Genomic DNA, 16345 nt, shown 5'->3' with positions numbered 1-16345 from the left:
ATTTATCTATGCGTTTCCCGATCTGTTTTTTATTCTGTTTCTGTTCTTTGTTTTTTAGTGCTTCTGCCCAGGTTGTTACCCATGATTTAAATTTTGATTATGAGAACATCGGTAAAAGCATCACTTATTTTAAAGATGAAAGTGCCAAACTTTCACTGGCGCAAATTAAAGCCATTGATGCGTCCGGAAAATTTGTACCCGGAAAACAGGATATCCTAAATTTCGGGAATTCTACTGCTGCTACCTGGATTAAGATCAATCACATCCATACCAGCTTGTCGCGGTCATATCTGATTGTGGATGCGCCCAACATTGAACACATTGATTGTTATATTCTAAGTAAGGAACTGATCCTTAACCACATGAAATCCGGCAGTCTGTCTTATCCGGCTCCTGGCGTAACCATTGAAAGCAATTTTGTCTTTAAGCTTCCTGACGGAAAAAATGATTCTGTAAGCAGTATTTACTTGCGGCTTAAGACCAACAACATCATGCTGGTCCCCTTAAAACTGGCTACTCCTGAAGCCATCATGCGTGGTAAGGCCATTAAAGACCGGATTGAATACGTATATATTGGGGTGCTGATTGCGTTGCTGCTCTTCAATTTATTCCTGTTTACGAGTCTGAAGGATACCACCTATTTATATTATACGGCCTATGTACTGACACTTTCTTCCTACCTGCTGATCTATATCAGAGGTTATGGCTTTCTGTTTGGTGATGAACTTCGGATTTTGTTCAGCTACCATCCGCATGTCTTTTTAAGCTTCTCCATGGTTACTTCACTCATCTTTTGTAAGAAGTTCCTCAACCTGGAGCATACCGTTCCATGGATGCTCAAGATCTATTACTTTTTGGGCTGCTGCGCAATTGTTTTATTCTTTACCAGTGTTAGCGGCAATAAAAGCTTATCGGCCTCTATTGCCCAGGTCATGACCTTTACGGTCTCCATCGTGCTATGGATCTCCGGAATCATCGCTTATGTTAAAGGGCACAAGCCTGCTAAGTATTATATTATTGCCTGGTTCTTTATCTGGTTAACCGTTGGGATCGTTACGTTTAGTTTAGCCGGAGTTTTGGAAACCAATGAATTTACGATGCAGCTGATCCCGATTGGGTCTACGCTGGAATTGCTGCTGCTTTCCTTTGCACTTGGTGATCGCTACCGCATCATTATTAAAACGGAACAGGATGTACGTGATGAAAACCTGGTGCTTGTTCAGGACCAGAAACAGCGCTTAGAAGATCTGGTACAAAAGCGTACCGAATTGCTGACCAAGACCATTGCCGAGCTCGAATCTTCAAATGCGGTTAAGAATAAGCTTTTTTCTATTATTGCCCACGATCTTCGGAGTCCGCTGAATAGTTTGATGAGTATCCTTTCTCTGAATGATGTGGATGCCTTGACGATGGAAGACATTCAGCACATGCTGAAGGAGAATAAGAAGAATATTGAAACCATTTATAATACATTAAACAACCTGCTGTACTGGGCAAAGAGCCAGATGGGCGGTATTGTGACTGATCCGGTTTCATTTGACCTCAAAGTACTCATTGATGAGTTGATGCTGGTTTATTCTCCATTGATGCGAAAGAAAGACATTACACCGGAGGTCCATATAGCAGGTTCCTTTCCTGTTTATGCCGATGAAAATCAGATCAGATTGGTTTTGCGCAACCTGATCGATAATGCAATTAAGTTTACTTCCAAAGGTCAGCTGGTTACGTTATCGCTTAATCCGATTGGTAATGATGTGCAGGTTTGTGTTTCTAATCCGTTAGATGATCCTGCTGATGTCGATATTTCGAATATGACCGGACACCGTATCGTTCATTCCTCTTATGGAACTGATCAGGAAAAGGGTGTCGGTTTAGGGCTTCATTTATGCAGGGAATATATTTCCAGCAATGGCGGAGAATTGAAAATTAAGCAGGATGGTGGTGTGATCTCCTTCTGTTTCCTGATCCCGAAAGGGAAAGACTAACGGAAGTTTGAATTTTATCGCAAGTCTTTTTTTTGTTAAATTTTGACTTTTAAATCTGTAAAAGTCAGGATGAATTACTTTTTGAAGTAAATTGCGGGTCTTATTTACGTAGTGTATTAGATTTGGAAAATAAAAATATATCTTATTTTAAAGCAAAGCCTGGTTCTGGCTTAAAAGGGTTTTCTTTGATCATGAAGACTTTAACGGTATTACTGTTTGTTTTACCTGGTCTGGCTTACAGTCAGACTGCTGTTCCTTTAGATTCTTTAAAGGCTGATTCATTAAAGGGAGAAATACAGTACGACATTGGTGATCTGATCAAAACGATCTTTCAAAAAGGTAATAAGAAGCCTTCTCTTGCAAGTGAAAAGTCTGGCCTTACCATTATGCCAAGCATTGCTTATAATCCGAGCATCGGTGCCCAGATCGGCATTAAAGTAGTTGGCGGTAAGGTTCTTGGTGATGATCCGAATACCTATATGTCCGTTGCTGCTACTTCTGCTTCCATTACTACTAAAGGTATTATCTATTTTTACCTGAGCCACAATGCGTTCACAAACGGCAATACCTGGAACTTTCAAGGCAGTCTTGTTGCTGCAAAAACGGTGACACCAGATTATGGACTGGGGATTGGCGCAGCTATTGTTGGTAATGAGGCAGACCTGGCGCTGAATAACCCAGATCGTGTTGGGCGGGTATTGCATGGTCAGTTTTACAATTTTAGAGAGAAAGCCTACAAGCAGATTGTAGAAAACCTATTTTTTGGTGCCGGGGTATCGTTTGATATCCGCAGGAAAATTGAGGACCGCAGTTCTAGTACCGATCTAACCCCATATCATGTTTACAGTGACCGTTATGGGTATGACCGCGATCATTACATGGCCAATGGTCTTCTTTTTAATATTCAATATACCAACCGCGACAATCAAAACCGTGCATTTAAAGGCATTTATGCTGATGCTGGTTTCCGTATAAACCAAAGCTGGATGGGGAGTTCAAAGAATGCGGTACAATTTACAACAGACTTTAGAAAATACTGGAGTCTTTCCAAACGCAATCCTGAGCACGTTATTGCTTTTTGGAACTGGGGTTCTTACCTGGTTAGCGGATCACTTCCATATCTTGAACTGCCTGGAACGGGTAAAGATGCCTACTTCCGTAGCGGAAGAGGTTATACTGTCGGTTATTTTAAAGGTCCGCAGTATTTTTATTCTGAAATAGAACACCGTTTTCCGATTACCAGAAATAAGTTTCTAAGCGGTGTATCATTTTTTAATATCCAGTCCACCAATGATGATATGGGCACAAAATTATTTGATAAATGGCAACCTGGTGGCGGTGCCGGTTTACGTGTATTGTTCAATAAAGCCACCCGGACCAACCTTTGTCTGGATTATGCTTTTGGTAAATATGGCGCCCGCGGATTCTTCCTCGGACTAAACGAGGTATTCTAAGGTTTAAATTGGTCGGGTTATTGCTTATCTCACCATAAATCTAATTAACGTTATGCTGCTATCTATTGATTGGACCGCTTTCCTTGTCGGCGAAGAGAACTGGGAGTTCCTGGTTGAAATTTCTCTGCGTACCATCGTCATGTACTTCATCATTCTTATTGGTTTGCGGTTATTGGGCAAGCGTGGCGTTCGTCAGTTATCCGTATTTGAATTGGTAGTCATTATCAGCCTTGGTTCTGCTGCAGGTGATCCAATGTTTTACAAGGAAATTGGCCTGATGGTTCCCATTGTGATCTTTACTGTAATTGTTGGGGCCTATCGAATCACTACCTATGCCATGGCCAAGAACCCGAAGTTTGATGATCTTGTTGAAGGCAAATGTGTCTATCTCATTAAAGACGGTGAATTTAATACGGAAGAATTTAGCAAAGAAACCTTTGCACATGATGAGTTCTTCTCCGAAATGAGACAGCAAAGCATATCACATCTTGGTCAGGTTGAAACCGCTATCCTCGAAACATCGGGCAATCTGAGCATATATTATTATCCTGATGAATCGATAAAATATGGTTTACCTATCTTACCTGCATTATTTGATAATTGTATTGAATCTATTTCCGAACCAGGTAAATATGCATGTACCTACTGTGGAAATGTCGAACTTCTAACTACAGTTGCTGAGTATAAGTGTCCGAAATGTGAGCATAAGAAATGGGTTAAAGCCATCAATATCTGCAGGGTTAAGTAGTCGCAGCGTTAATGAGTGGTGCAGAATTTACAGGTTACGATTTGATGTAACGATCTATAAATGCCTGTCTGGGGATGATGTGCAGATATGGATAATCTCCTGAAGCTTGTTTTCTCTGTTTCAATTGGTATAGAAAATGTCCGCCCAGATCAACGATAATTGGTGCCTTCGCTTCATACCATACCCGGTGCGGTTGTTTCCAGCAGAATGAATAATAATGTGAAGTGAACTTCAGGCCCTTTATTTCAGGATGGTAGAAATTCAGGACTTTGGGCTTTTCTATTCCCTGCAAAAAGTCTGATTTCCGAATCATAGAAAGGTGATCCGTATGGCAAAACTCATATCCGCTGAGCATGGGGTCATCTAAATCCGGCAGGTGCTTCAGGATCCGGAATCCCTTAAATTTCTTTCCGTTCAACACCCAAACCAGGTTTGGATAAAAAGCTTCCCTGCTTCTGAGTTCTTCTATACAGATCGGTGAATTCTGAAATTCCAATGTGGTACCGCAGGGGGTATGTACGTCTGCCCTGTGCAGCTGCCCAGCGGTTTCATCTAAAAAACTTACTTCACGAAATGCGGGAGGAAATGCCTTTTTCCAATTGCGGTGCCAGGGTGTTTCTCCGGGATAAACACGTAGCGCAGGTGCGATTAAAGGTGAATTTAAGTCCATTCTTTTGTAAATCTCTACAGGAATCTTAGAAGAGTTACAAAATTATGGAAAATCGTCAGCAATCAAAAGAATATATTTGGCTGATTTTCCTGGACCTATTTTTTAATCGAAACAAAAAATGTGGTTCCCTCTCCTACAGTAGATTCGACATGGATGCTTCCATTTAAGATCTGGATCAGATCTTTTACGGTAGATAACCCAATGCCATTTCCTTTTTGATCATTCCGGTCGGTCTGCTGCAGGGTGAAATTATTTTCGAAGATCTTATCGTGGTATTCCCCTGGGATCCCTATTCCATTGTCTTCGATCTCCAGTTTATAATGAGATGGATCTTCCCGGAAGCGAATTTGTATGATCCCTTTTTGTTTATCATTATACCGGATTGCATTACTGAGCAGATTTAAGATGATCTGATCCAATGCAATTACAGATAAATACAGATCATGATTTTTTTCAGGTAACCTGATCTCAATTCCTTCCGGGATGATCAGCATCTCTGTGATCTTCTGGATCAGCGAATTCAGGTTGAAATTCTTTTTATTGATGATTAGTGAAGATGGCGATTTGGAATAGGTTAGCATCTCATCTACTAAATTTAACAGCGTCTTAGCGGATGAAATGTTCAGATCGATCAGCCTGGCACAGCCTTCATATTTTGATTTCTCATGGCGGTTTTTTAAGGCTTCGGAACTGAGCAGGATACTGCTTAACGGATTTTTGATGTCATGCGCGGCCATGGACGCAAACTTTTGGATGAGCACGTTGGAATTGATCAGTTCCTGGTTTGTTTTTTCCAGCACTTTGATCTTTCTTCTCAGTTCCAATTTATCCATCACTTGTTTGGCCAGTGTTTTTAATGCATTGATCTGGCTGTTTGTAAGTTGTTGTGTTTGCTGATCAAATACACATATTGTTCCTAAAGTATATCCATCCTCATTGATCAGTGGTACTCCAGCGTAAAAGCAAATTTTAGCGGGTCCTGTTACTACCGGGTTGTTGGCAAAACGAGCATCGGCATTGGCATTTGGAATGATGGTAATCTCGTCGTCAGATGCCATGGCATGCGTACAGAAGGTCAGTTCCCTCTGGTTTTCCGTCATGTCTGTTCCGTGATGGGATTTGAAGGTTTGCCGTGTGGCATCCATAAAGGTGATCAATGCAATTGGCACATTGCATATCGCAGATGCTAAAGAAGTAATGTCGTCAAATTCCTTTTCACTTTCAGTATCAAAAATATGGTAAGATTCTAATGCGGTTAACCTTTGTTCTTCGTCTTTAACCAATGGGAATAAACTCATATAAAATGCGGTATTTAGACGAATATAAGTCTTTTTTAGTGTTTTGGTTTTAAATAAATCAGATAATTGATTTTATAAAAGCCATTTTATAACCGCACTAACCTGTATGCGCTAAGGTCATCGCATTCGGGGTTTCCTGATTTTTCCAATTGTTGGATGATACGGTTATTTTGGTTCCGTGATCACTTTCTATTTGGAGTGTGGCATCGATTTGTATTGCCAGTCCCTTAATCAACTTTAGCCCTAGTGTAGCAACGGTTTCGAGGTCAAAATGACGAGGCAGCCCCTTTCCATTGTCTTTCATGATCAACTGGTATTCATGTTCCGGCAGGTGGTTTAGCGTAATGCTGATCACTCCTTTTTCATTTGGTCCAAACGCATATTTGAGTGAATTTGTAATGACCTCGTTGATGATTAATCCAAGCGGCACAGCCTCAGCAACTTCAAATTCAATGGGCTCAACCTCTATTTTAATCTGGATGATATTGTTCAGGTTAAAACTTTCACGCAGATAAGATACCAGGTCATGAATGTATAAATTCATGTTGATGGTTTTCACTTCGTCCGACTGATACAACCGCTGATGGATCAGCGACATTGCAAATATGCGGTTTTGCCCATTTTTAATTGCACTAAGTGCATCATCTTCCAGGTAGGCTGATTGAGACTCCAGCAGGCTCATTACGGTTTGCAGGTTATTTTTTACCCGGTGGTGCATTTCTTTGAGCAGCCAGCTCTTGTCTGCCAGTAACTGCTGCAGCTGGTCATTTTTTTGCAAAATCACTTTGCTTGATCTTTGTTTGAACCAGTACTGCCTGTAAAGAAGGATGATAATGATTCCCATCAAAACAATAAAGGCAATGGTTACCTTTTTGCCCTGCTCAGCCTGCTGGAGTTTTATGCCCTGAATTTTTGCATTCTGATTCAATAAACTGATGTCTTTTTCTTTTAATATGAGATCTACCGCCTTATTCTGGGCGAGCAGCATCGCTTCATTTAATTTGGAATGCTGAATGCGTACATTGTTTCTCAGGAGTTCTGCACCCTGGTTCAGATAACGGATGTTTTCTTCCCTGAGTTTAAGGGTAGCTTCCTTTTTCTGGGTTTCATACTGGAATTCAAGTTCCTGGGTATGCCGTTCCTTGCTGACATTATAAATTGAATCGCTCCATTTTTTACTTTTTTGCAAGCTGCCATAAGCCAGTCCAATATTTCCGGATGCAGAGTCTATTTTCGACTGCATGGCATAAAATGAAGCCAGATAGGTAGCACCCATATCTGTACTGGTTTTTTTAGCCACATTCAATGCCGACGCCGCCTGATCATATTTATGGTATTTTATATACAGATCTGCCAGGTTGTAATAATACGTAAACGGATCTTTCTGGATCAGTTCACGAAGTTTTATGGCCTCCAGATAATTGGTTTCTGAACGTTCGAATTGATTCAGATCTTTGTAGCAGTCTGCCAGGATTAAATGATACCAGCCCCTGTCGTAATTGTTTGCAGGCGGACTGTCTATGTTTTTTTGGGTGATATAGGCCAGCGTTTTTTGCGCACCTATGGTTTTTCTAAGGTAATTAGCGTAGCTGAAAATGATGGAGTAGATATAAATATCTGAAGCGTATTTTTTAGGTTCTCTAATCATCTTAGACCAGTAATATACACTCTTTGATGTATTTCCGATTTGGTCATAGATATCTGACAGGTGTCCGTTGATGATTGAAATATCTCTTGATGTTGTGTTCTTGCCAATTGCCTTTTCTGCCAGTTGTGCATAGCTTAACGCGTTGTAAAAATCGCCCTTGTTTAGAAATAGCTCACATAATAAAATGTACATATATTCTTTGGAGGGGAACTCGCCGGGAATCGTTTGTTTGAGGATATACAGATAGTTCTTCTCCGGGTTTTCAGTTATATAGGTTCTGGAGTAAAGGTCCGCATGTCCAAGAAGTACATTCATAGCTTTAAATACTGCATCTTTATCTTTCAGGAGGCGTGCCATATGCAATGCCCTTTCTCCATGATACTTCATTGAATCTAAGTAAGACCTGCGGGATTCTACCATACCAAAGTTGCCTTCATTATAATACCACCGGGATAAAAAATCTTCCAGACGGTATTTATTTGCATTATTTAATTCTTTTAAAATCTGGATGGCAGGCTTTACCTGTTTCCGTTCCAGGGATATTGCACTGAACATTAGTAATGCTTCTTCCCTTCCTGTCTTATTCCTGATCTGTTCTGCCAATACCTTTGCTTCACTGGCATAATAGTTAGCACTATCCAGGTGTATTTTCTCCTCACCCGGACGGTAGACGTATATGGCACTCAGCCGGAGCATCAGATCTAATTTGGTTACATCCGGTTTTAATGTACGAAGCGTTTTTCTAATGGTGGCGATTTCTGTTAGGTTCAGGTAAAAATTACCCGGGAAGTACGTTAGAAACCGATATTCTCCATGCTTTTTAGCGGCTTGAAGATGCAATTCCAGCGTATATAATTTATCTGTTGATTTTGCTGCTGTGTAATACACTACGGCCCTGGTCATGTAGGCTAAGCGCCGTGCACCTTCATACATTAAAGCAAGCTGGAACCATGATCTTCCTTCCAGTTCCAACAAGCCTGCTTTTTTCGATTCAGCTGCTGTTTTCACTAAAATGGCTGTTGCTTCTTCTTTCCGCGATCTTTCGTAAGCCAGGATGCCCATGTGGATTTTGCTATTGACCGCACCGGCTTTATAATTCAGCCTTTTGCTCAAAAGCAAGGCCTGGCTGAACATTTTTTCAGCACTATCAAGATCTGACTTATATTCCCCTGGTTTGCTGAGGTGGTAATATCCCAGGTTGATCAGCAGGTTTACCTTTTTGGTGTTGTTTTTACTTTTAGCGATTTGCTGTGCAGCGTTCCTGGCACCTGCCGCTGTGTAAGCAGCATACAATGGATCAAGGGCATATCCGACAACAAAAGTGAACAAGAAGCTGATCAACAGACAGGTACGTAGCATTACAGGCTTTAGCATGACTAAATTTAAGGATTATTTATTGATTTTTAGCCGCTTACCGTACGGTGCAAAGATGAGGGTATTGCCCAGGTTTACGCTGGATGCAAGTACTTGTTTCAGGGTTTGTTCTTTCTCCTTAAAATGTGTCCATCCTTTATAATGGATTGGGATAATGTAGTTTGGTTGTAGATCATGAATGGCTTTAAGCAAATCCCGCCCATTCATCGTATAGCGGCCAAGTCCCGTAAGGTACCTGAATTGAACCGATCCGACATGAAAAATCCCGATGTCCACCCGATACCGCTTTGCCACTTCGCGGATGCCTTTAAAGTAAACGGTATCTCCGGATATATAGATCACTCCATTCTGTTGTCCGTCAAATTCTATGATAAAACCGATGACTTTTCCTGAAACGAACTCAGGAATCCACCAGGGCCGGTGCTGCGCAGGTGTTGCGGTGATCTTTAAGTTTTTAACCCTTGGATCTTCGATGCTGCAGCTTTCCCAGTCGTCCAGTCCGGTTACATTTGACATCACTTTGGCAGCGTTCCTGGTAGATATGACTCGTGCGACCTGACTGGTCAGTTCCTTTCCGTTGACATCAAAATTATCCTTATGCTGGTGGTGGCTCAATAGGATGAGATCTACATCTTTAAGCTGCTCTTTGGTCATAGCCGGATTTTCTGTCTTTCGCGAAACAGATCCATAACCGTGGTAATATAGCTTTCCGGCATTATCCAATGTTGGATCTGTCAGGATCTTCATTCCATTTATTTCCAAAAGGATACAGGCGGTGTCGATCGGTGTGATGTTAATTTCCATCTTTTCTTATTGCTTACTGTTTTCAAAGCAAGTGCCAGATCTTTAAATAGTTATTAACAAGTGTTTTAGGGCTGAATATGCCTGGATCTGCAGCTTTTGCTTAAATATCCTGATGCCACATCAGCAATTGCCGATATTTAAGCAATTCAGGATTTTAATTGAATATCAGTTCTTTCTTTATTCCATATTTTTTGATCCTTGAGGTTAGGGTTGAATACGGGAGGTCAAGAATTTCTGCAGCTCCTCCCGGACCAGAGATCTTGCCGTTGCAGACTTTAAGTGCAGCGATGATATGGTCTATCTCATTTTCCCTGATGGTTTTTAATTGTGCTTCTTCTTTATTTGCGTTATGCACAACGGGTAAATTATGAATGTTTACCTCCTGGATCGTATCGCCTTTGCAAAGCAGTACACTTCGTTCTACCAGGTGTTCCAGTTCCCGAATATTTCCAGGCCATGAATAATTGACCAGTGTTTCCATTACCCGTTTTGCAATGGTGGTTATTGATCTGTGATTCAGTTTGGAGTACTGGTTTAAAAAGTGGCTGGCCAGCAATGGAACATCTTCCCTGCGATCTCTCAATGCGGGTAAATGAATTGGGAATACATTGAGGCGGTAAAACAGGTCTATTCTAAATCTGCCTTCTGCTACTTCCTTTTCCAGGTTTCTGTTGGTTGCTGCTACAAAGCGAACATTGATCTTTATCGCCCCGTTACCTCCGATCCTTTCAATTTCTTTTTCCTGCAATACCCGCAGCAGCTTGCACTGCAGATCAAGCGGCAGTTCACCAATTTCATCGAGAAATATCGTTCCGCCCTGTGCCATCTCAAACTTACCGATCCGTCTTTCTATGGCTCCGGAAAAGGCTCCGCGCTCAAAGCCAAACAGTTCAGATTCAATTAGTGTTGGCGGCAATGCGGCGCAATTTACCTTAATCAATGGTTTTGTTTTTCGCGGCGAATGTTCATGGATACATTCCACGATCCTTTCTTTTCCTGTTCCGCTTTCTCCGGTTATCAAAACAGATGTTTCTGTTGGTGCTACAATCCTAAGGTGTTCTAAAACAGTCATCAGACCACTGCTTTTACCAATGATCCCATCAAAGTGCGTCTGCTCGCTGTTTTTATTTACCTGGTATTCCTGGTTAAGAATGGCCTTTTTTTGTTCCTGAAGATAATGTGCGATACCCAATGCCGCCAGCACATCGCGTTCCCGGAAGGGCTTAACCAAAAAGCCATAGGGTTCGGTACGTGTTGCTGCTGCAAAGATATCCTTGTTTGAATTTGCGGAAAGATATACAAAACCGATGTTTTTATCTTTCAGAATCTTAGCCAGGTCTATTCCTGTCTGCTTTCCTTTCAGATAGATGTCAAGCAATATGAGGCTTGGTCTTTCATTTTTTATGATCTCAAGGGCCAGTCCTACTGAATTTGCAATGGTGCAAACATAATAACCATTTCTTTCCAGGATCATCTGGAGGTTATTGGCTTCAATAAATTCGTCTTCAACGATGAGTATTCTTGTTTTCATATTTTACTTATTAAACAAAATGCCTGCCTCTACCTGCGTTCAGGCATACCAATATACCTTAAACTGCTGAGAATGACAAAAAAAGAAGGTTTTACCCAGGATTGAGATCCGGGTTTTTTTTTGGATTGCCGATATATCGATAAGGCCTTTCAGCAGTTGCCGATATATGGCTAATGGTAATGTGTTTTACCACATACCAGTTCAGCAGATGGAATGCACCGGATGAATACGGATATTTAAATATTTGGTTAGAAATTGCCGAAATACCGCTAGTATCGCCTTCAATAAAATCCGTAAACAAATGATTATAAGATAATTGAAGTAACGGCATATGGTTTGAATTCCTGTGTTGATTATTTATTGATTAACCTTAAAAACCAAACCATGAAAACTAAGTTACACTTTAACTACTCCAGTTTAAGGATGATGCTGATTGGTATCATCATGATCTTATTGATCGTTACCAGTTTCCAGTCCTTTGCCCAGGTGCGGGACTGGTCTGCCGACGAGCGTATCAGTACGGGTACCCGTGAATTTCTAAAACTGCTCAATACCGGTGGCCCGGGTCTCGAAACGCTGAAGCCTGAAGATGCAAGAATGGTACTTGTCAATGCACAAAAATCAGTTAAGGTAGATCTATCTGGCGTTACCATGACTGAAAAGACGATTAAAAGCGGCGGCTATTCGGTAAAGCTCAACATTGTAAAGCCTGCAGGTGCCAGGGGCGCATTGCCTGTATTTATTTTTACGCATGGCGGCGGATGGGTGTTGGGTGATTTTCCTACCCATGAACGGATGGTGCATGATCTTGTTGTCCGAACTGGTTTTGCCGGCGTGTTTATAGAATATACCCGTACACCGGATGCTCCATATCCGCAGGCACTTAACGAGTGCTATGAAGGTACAAAATGGGTTGCTGAACATGGCAGTGAGATTGGTATAGACGGTAAGAACCTGGCCATTGTAGGTAACAGTGCCGGCGGCAACCTGGCTACTGCCACGGTTTTGATGGCCAAGGCAAAGAACGGTCCTAAAATAAAACTCCAGATCCTGATGTGGCCAACGATCGATACGGATTTTAACACCGAATCGTATCAGCAATTTGCTACGGACCGGTTTCTTACTGCTCCGGTCATGAAATGGATGTATGACCTGTACGCTACAGACCCTAAGCAGCGTCAGGAGATCTATTACTCTCCACTGAAGGCGGGTATCAATGATTTAAAAGGGTTGCCTGTTACTTTGATACAGGTTGCTGAAAACGACATTTTAAGAGATGAAGGTGAGGCTTATGGACGAAAGCTTGATGCTGCCGGAGTAAATGTTACCACCTTAAGGTATGATGGTATGATCCATGATTTCGGCCTGCTGAACGGATTGGCTTATCTGCCGCAAACGGCAGCTCTTTTTGATCATGCTGCTTTGGCGCTTAAAAAATATTTAAAATGAAAAACATCGTTCTTACCGGCACCAGCAGCGGTTTTGGCCTGATGACCGCTCAAACGCTGGCTAAAGCCGGCCATCAGGTTTACGCAACGATGCGGAACATACATACCAGCAATGCCGGTGCTGCTCAAAAGCTGCTTCAGTGGGCTGATGAGCATGCCGTGTTTGTAAAAATCATTGAGCTTGATGTAACCAGCGAGGAATCTGCAGTACAGGCCATTGACAAAATTGCATCTGACTGCAACAACCAGATTGATGTACTGATCAACAATGCGGGTATGGGATTTATCGGCCTCAGTGAAACTTTAAGTGCTGCACAGACCAACCAATTGTTTCAAATCAATGTGATTGGTGCAGACCGGATGATCAAAGCCGTTCTGCCCTATTTCCATAAGAGAAAACAAGGATTGATCATTTCGCTGTCCAGCGTAACTGCACGTCAGCCTGTGGTAACCATGGGTGTTTATAGTGCCACTAAATCTGCAATTGATACGCTTTCTGCTGTTTATCATTACGAACTGAGGTCGTCAGGTATAGATGTTTCCATTGTGCAGGCGGGAGCCTATCCGGCTACTGATATTTTAACGAAGCAGCTGGTGCCAGCGCATCCGGAGATGCTTTCCCTGTACAGTGAGGGCATTCAGGAGTATCAAAAGCGCGTGCTTGGTGCATTTATTCCCAAAGAAGAGCATGCTGATCCGCAGGAAGTGGCCGACTTAATTTCAACCCTGGTGGTTCAGGAAAGGAAAGACCGGAAATTGTGGAACCTGATCAATGGCGGTCCATTTACCGTGCAAATTGAAGAAGGCAATGCGAGCATTAAGAATATGATTGAATCTATGCTAAACTACTCAGGAATAAGCTATTAATTTCAGATATTTAAACAAGTTAACCCCTGTAAAACCATAAATAAACAAACCATGAAAACTATTGAATCCAAAACCATTGTATTTGTAACCGGCTGCTTTGTGAGCTATATCGGCTGGGAAAGCTGGATTAATTATTTTGAAAGCAAAGGATACCATGTCATTGCACCACCATGGCCGCATAAGGAAGCGGCCCCGGCGGTATTGAGAAGCGGACATCCCAATTCGCCCATTGCCTCACTGCATTTAAAAACGCTGGTTGACCACCATGCTGCAATCATTGCAGGACTCCCTGAAAAACCGATCATTATTGGTCATTCTTTTGGCGGACTTATTACCCAGCTACTGATCCAGCGGGGATTGGGTGCTGCCGGTGTGGCTTATCACTCTGTTGCACCTCAGGGCGTGCTGTCTTTTAAATGGTCTTTCCTCAAATCGGTTACCCCTGCCCTTGGCTTGTTCAGTTCTGCTAAAAAGACTTACCTCATGACCTTTAAACAATGGCAATATACATTTACGAACGGAATGCCTTTAACCGAGCAGCAAGAAACCTACAACCGCCTGGTTGTTCCGGAATCTAAGAATGTATCCAGAGATGGACTGGGTAAGGATGCCCGGGTTGATTTTAAGCGGCCGCATGTACCCCTGTTGTTTGTTAGCGGTACAGAAGATCACATCATGCCGGCATCTTTAAATTACGACAATTTCAAGAAATATAAAGACAAAGATTCGATTACTGATTACAAAGAATTTTCGGGACGTAACCACCTCGCCATGGCTCAACCGTACTGGAAGGAAGATGCAGATTACATCATCAATTGGTTAAACAGGCATTAATAAACATCGCTGACCTTTACAACGCGGCACCTGAAGCACTGTTGGGTGCCGCGTTATTTCTGGGCAGCTACACGGTGCAGATCATACATTATCTTTTCATTTTAGATGTAATTATACAAAAAGCGTATATATTTGCCACAAATTTTACAATCATATTTTATGGCAAAGGCATCTGAAATTAAAGTAGGAAATATTTTACGTTTTAACAATGAACTGGTAACGGTTACAGAAATACTACATCGTACACCGGGAAAAGGCGGCGCATTTTACCTTGGTAAATTCCGTAACATCAAAACCGGGAAAATTGTTGAAGCGCGTTTAGCAACTGATGAGCAGGTTGAAATTTGCCGTGTAGAAACGAACGATTTCCAATACCTTTACGAAGAAGGTGATTATTTTGTGGTGATGGACAATGTATCTTTTGATCAGTTCAATGTTCCTAAGGCATTATTCGGTCCATCCGCAAAGTTTTTGAAAGAAGGAATGGATGTAATCGTTTCTTTTGAAAGTGAAGAACCGATCATGGCCCAGGCGCCAAACTTTGTGGAGCTGGAAATTACCTATGCTGAGCCTGCTGTTAAAGGTGATACTTCTTCTGGTGCACAGAAATATGCTACTACTGAGAATGGCATTGAGTTTAAAGTGCCGTTGTTTGTAAACCAGGGTGATAAGATCAAAGTTGATACCCGCACCGGAGAATATGTTGAACGTGTTAAATAGAGAACGTTAGAGAACGTTTTAAATAGAGAACGTTACTTATAAAACAAGAAGGCCCCCGATAATTTTTATCGGGGGCCTTCTTGTTTGTTTATCTTATTATTCTACGGTCAGAATACCTTTCATTACCGATGAATGGCCCGGGAATGAACAGATAAATTCATAGTTACCTTTTTCTGCGATTGTAAATTCGATTACATCTTCTTCACCACCACCCAAAAGTTTAGTGTGTGCTATGATTGAACCTGCTTCTGAAGCTGGAATGTAATCTGTGTCTTTAGCTTCTAATGCTTTCATTGCAAATGCTGCTGCATCGGTACCTGGTTTTAAGATCACTACATTGTGTCCCATTGCTGTTTTAGGCATTGTTCCAATGTTTTTGAACGTAAGTTTAATTGGTTTACCTGCAACTGCTGTAAGTTCCGTTACATTGTACTGCATTTTGTCACTTCCAGCTAAGATCAGCTCAGTTGGTGTCGTTAAATCTGGCGCTGCAGCTTCAGCTGTTGCTGTTGCTGATGAATCTGTTGTAGTTACTGTTTTCTTTTCTTCGCTTCCGCATGATACAATTGTTGTTGCTGCAAGTAAAAAGCCAAGGATTTTGATTGATGTTTTCATTGATGTTTAAATTATTTGTTTAATGGGTTTCATTTGAAGCCGTTAAGTTAACGGTTAGCGCGGTAAAGATAATGATTTCTTACAATTTTGAATCATTCCAAATATGCTGTACTGATTTTCTTTCTTATTTTACTGCCGGTCAGACTTCTTTACTTGTATGTATGCTCAATTATTCCTATGACTAATCTATTTAAATATCAGCAATACTAATCTGCTTGTCGTTCTTTGGTTTTTCAGCATATGCACGGCAAATTATTGAACCGAAAGATTCCCTTTCTGAATGGTCTAAGCCATACAAGCCTTTCCTTATTGCCGGAAACTAATAAAAAAATTACCAATTTCTTCTGAT

14 protein-coding genes are annotated in these 16345 nt (G+C 41.5%); 7 read left to right on the top strand and 7 right to left on the bottom strand.

Annotated features, from left to right (window positions below; translation table 11 throughout):
- Positions 1 to 47 precede the first annotated feature (47 nt).
- From ATK78_RS03180 to ATK78_RS03170, 3 genes are all read left to right on the top strand, one after another.
- Complete coding sequence (locus tag ATK78_RS03180; RefSeq protein ID WP_243732422.1) at positions 48 to 1985, top strand: sensor histidine kinase; 1938 nt, start codon at positions 48 to 50, stop codon at positions 1983 to 1985.
- A gap of 191 nt (positions 1986 to 2176) precedes the next feature.
- A complete protein-coding gene (locus ATK78_RS03175; RefSeq protein WP_133574603.1) occupies positions 2177 to 3439 on the top strand; it encodes a BamA/TamA family outer membrane protein in 1263 nt (420 codons plus the stop codon).
- Between the two features lie 52 nt (positions 3440 to 3491).
- Positions 3492 to 4187, top strand: coding sequence for a DUF421 domain-containing protein (locus ATK78_RS03170; protein ID WP_133574602.1), 696 nt, complete (start codon positions 3492 to 3494; stop codon positions 4185 to 4187).
- Between the two features lie 34 nt (positions 4188 to 4221).
- Here ATK78_RS03170 and ATK78_RS03165 read toward each other — a convergent pair whose 3' ends face one another.
- From ATK78_RS03165 to ATK78_RS03140, 6 genes are all read right to left on the bottom strand, one after another.
- Positions 4222 to 4857 carry a competence protein CoiA family protein gene (locus tag ATK78_RS03165; RefSeq protein ID WP_133574601.1) on the bottom strand — a complete coding sequence of 212 codons (636 nt, stop codon included), beginning with the start codon at positions 4855 to 4857 and terminating at the stop codon, positions 4222 to 4224.
- Between the two features lie 95 nt (positions 4858 to 4952).
- Positions 4953 to 6155, bottom strand: a complete 1203-nt coding sequence (locus ATK78_RS03160; protein ID WP_133574600.1) for a GAF domain-containing sensor histidine kinase — start codon at positions 6153 to 6155, stop codon at positions 4953 to 4955.
- 97 nt (positions 6156 to 6252) lie between these two features.
- A complete protein-coding gene (locus ATK78_RS03155) occupies positions 6253 to 9177 on the bottom strand; it encodes a tetratricopeptide repeat-containing sensor histidine kinase (RefSeq protein WP_133574599.1) in 2925 nt (974 codons plus the stop codon).
- 15 nt (positions 9178 to 9192) lie between these two features.
- Entirely contained in the window at positions 9193 to 9981 is a 789-nt protein-coding gene (locus ATK78_RS03150; RefSeq protein ID WP_133574598.1) for an MBL fold metallo-hydrolase, read from the bottom strand.
- 154 nt (positions 9982 to 10135) lie between these two features.
- Positions 10136 to 11512: a sigma-54-dependent transcriptional regulator gene (locus tag ATK78_RS03145; protein ID WP_133574597.1), complete on the bottom strand. Its 1377-nt coding sequence runs from the start codon at positions 11510 to 11512 to the stop codon at positions 10136 to 10138.
- 91 nt (positions 11513 to 11603) lie between these two features.
- Complete coding sequence (locus ATK78_RS03140; RefSeq protein ID WP_133574596.1) at positions 11604 to 11843, bottom strand: hypothetical protein; 240 nt, start codon at positions 11841 to 11843, stop codon at positions 11604 to 11606.
- A 53-nt stretch (positions 11844 to 11896) separates the two neighbouring features.
- On the opposite strand from ATK78_RS03140, the gene ATK78_RS03135 reads away from it, so the two are divergent.
- From ATK78_RS03135 to efp, 4 genes are all read left to right on the top strand, one after another.
- Positions 11897 to 12961, top strand: coding sequence for an alpha/beta hydrolase (locus ATK78_RS03135; protein ID WP_243732421.1), 1065 nt, complete (start codon positions 11897 to 11899; stop codon positions 12959 to 12961).
- Positions 12958 to 13827 carry an SDR family NAD(P)-dependent oxidoreductase gene (locus ATK78_RS03130; protein WP_133574595.1) on the top strand — a complete coding sequence of 290 codons (870 nt, stop codon included), beginning with the start codon at positions 12958 to 12960 and terminating at the stop codon, positions 13825 to 13827. The genes ATK78_RS03135 and ATK78_RS03130 overlap by 4 nt, the downstream gene beginning before the upstream one ends.
- Positions 13828 to 13878: 51 nt before the next feature.
- Entirely contained in the window at positions 13879 to 14661 is a 783-nt protein-coding gene (locus tag ATK78_RS03125) for an alpha/beta hydrolase (protein WP_133574594.1), read from the top strand.
- A gap of 159 nt (positions 14662 to 14820) precedes the next feature.
- Positions 14821 to 15381 carry an elongation factor P gene (efp, locus tag ATK78_RS03120; RefSeq protein WP_133574593.1) on the top strand — a complete coding sequence of 187 codons (561 nt, stop codon included), beginning with the start codon at positions 14821 to 14823 and terminating at the stop codon, positions 15379 to 15381.
- A gap of 96 nt (positions 15382 to 15477) precedes the next feature.
- On the opposite strand, the gene ATK78_RS03115 is transcribed toward efp, so the two are convergent.
- A complete protein-coding gene (locus ATK78_RS03115) occupies positions 15478 to 15996 on the bottom strand; it encodes a plastocyanin/azurin family copper-binding protein (RefSeq protein ID WP_133574592.1) in 519 nt (172 codons plus the stop codon).
- Positions 15997 to 16345 lie beyond the last annotated feature (349 nt).

Source organism: Pedobacter metabolipauper (assembly GCF_004362715.1).
Classification (GTDB): Bacteria; Bacteroidota; Bacteroidia; order Sphingobacteriales; family Sphingobacteriaceae; genus Pedobacter; species Pedobacter metabolipauper.
Note: the sequence above shows the minus strand (reverse complement) of the source record. Positions and strands in the feature narration are given on the sequence as shown.

Excerpts from the sequence above, each read along its gene's own strand:
- ATK78_RS03175 (WP_133574603.1), top strand. The coding sequence starts at position 2,177 with ATGAAGACTTTAACGGTATTACTGTTTGTTTTACCTGGTCTGGCTTAC.
- ATK78_RS03170 (WP_133574602.1), top strand. The coding sequence starts at position 3,492 with ATGCTGCTATCTATTGATTGGACCGCTTTCCTTGTCGGCGAAGAGAAC.
- ATK78_RS03165 (WP_133574601.1), bottom strand. The coding sequence starts at position 4,857 with ATGGACTTAAATTCACCTTTAATCGCACCTGCGCTACGTGTTTATCCC.
- ATK78_RS03160 (WP_133574600.1), bottom strand. The coding sequence starts at position 6,155 with ATGAGTTTATTCCCATTGGTTAAAGACGAAGAACAAAGGTTAACCGCA.
- ATK78_RS03155 (WP_133574599.1), bottom strand. The coding sequence starts at position 9,177 with ATGCTAAAGCCTGTAATGCTACGTACCTGTCTGTTGATCAGCTTCTTG.
- ATK78_RS03150 (WP_133574598.1), bottom strand. The coding sequence starts at position 9,981 with ATGGAAATTAACATCACACCGATCGACACCGCCTGTATCCTTTTGGAA.
- ATK78_RS03145 (WP_133574597.1), bottom strand. The coding sequence starts at position 11,512 with ATGAAAACAAGAATACTCATCGTTGAAGACGAATTTATTGAAGCCAAT.
- ATK78_RS03140 (WP_133574596.1), bottom strand. The coding sequence starts at position 11,843 with ATGCCGTTACTTCAATTATCTTATAATCATTTGTTTACGGATTTTATT.
- ATK78_RS03135 (WP_243732421.1), top strand. The coding sequence starts at position 11,897 with ATGAAAACTAAGTTACACTTTAACTACTCCAGTTTAAGGATGATGCTG.
- ATK78_RS03130 (WP_133574595.1), top strand. The coding sequence starts at position 12,958 with ATGAAAAACATCGTTCTTACCGGCACCAGCAGCGGTTTTGGCCTGATG.
- ATK78_RS03125 (WP_133574594.1), top strand. The coding sequence starts at position 13,879 with ATGAAAACTATTGAATCCAAAACCATTGTATTTGTAACCGGCTGCTTT.
- efp (WP_133574593.1), top strand. The coding sequence starts at position 14,821 with ATGGCAAAGGCATCTGAAATTAAAGTAGGAAATATTTTACGTTTTAAC.
- ATK78_RS03115 (WP_133574592.1), bottom strand. The coding sequence starts at position 15,996 with ATGAAAACATCAATCAAAATCCTTGGCTTTTTACTTGCAGCAACAACA.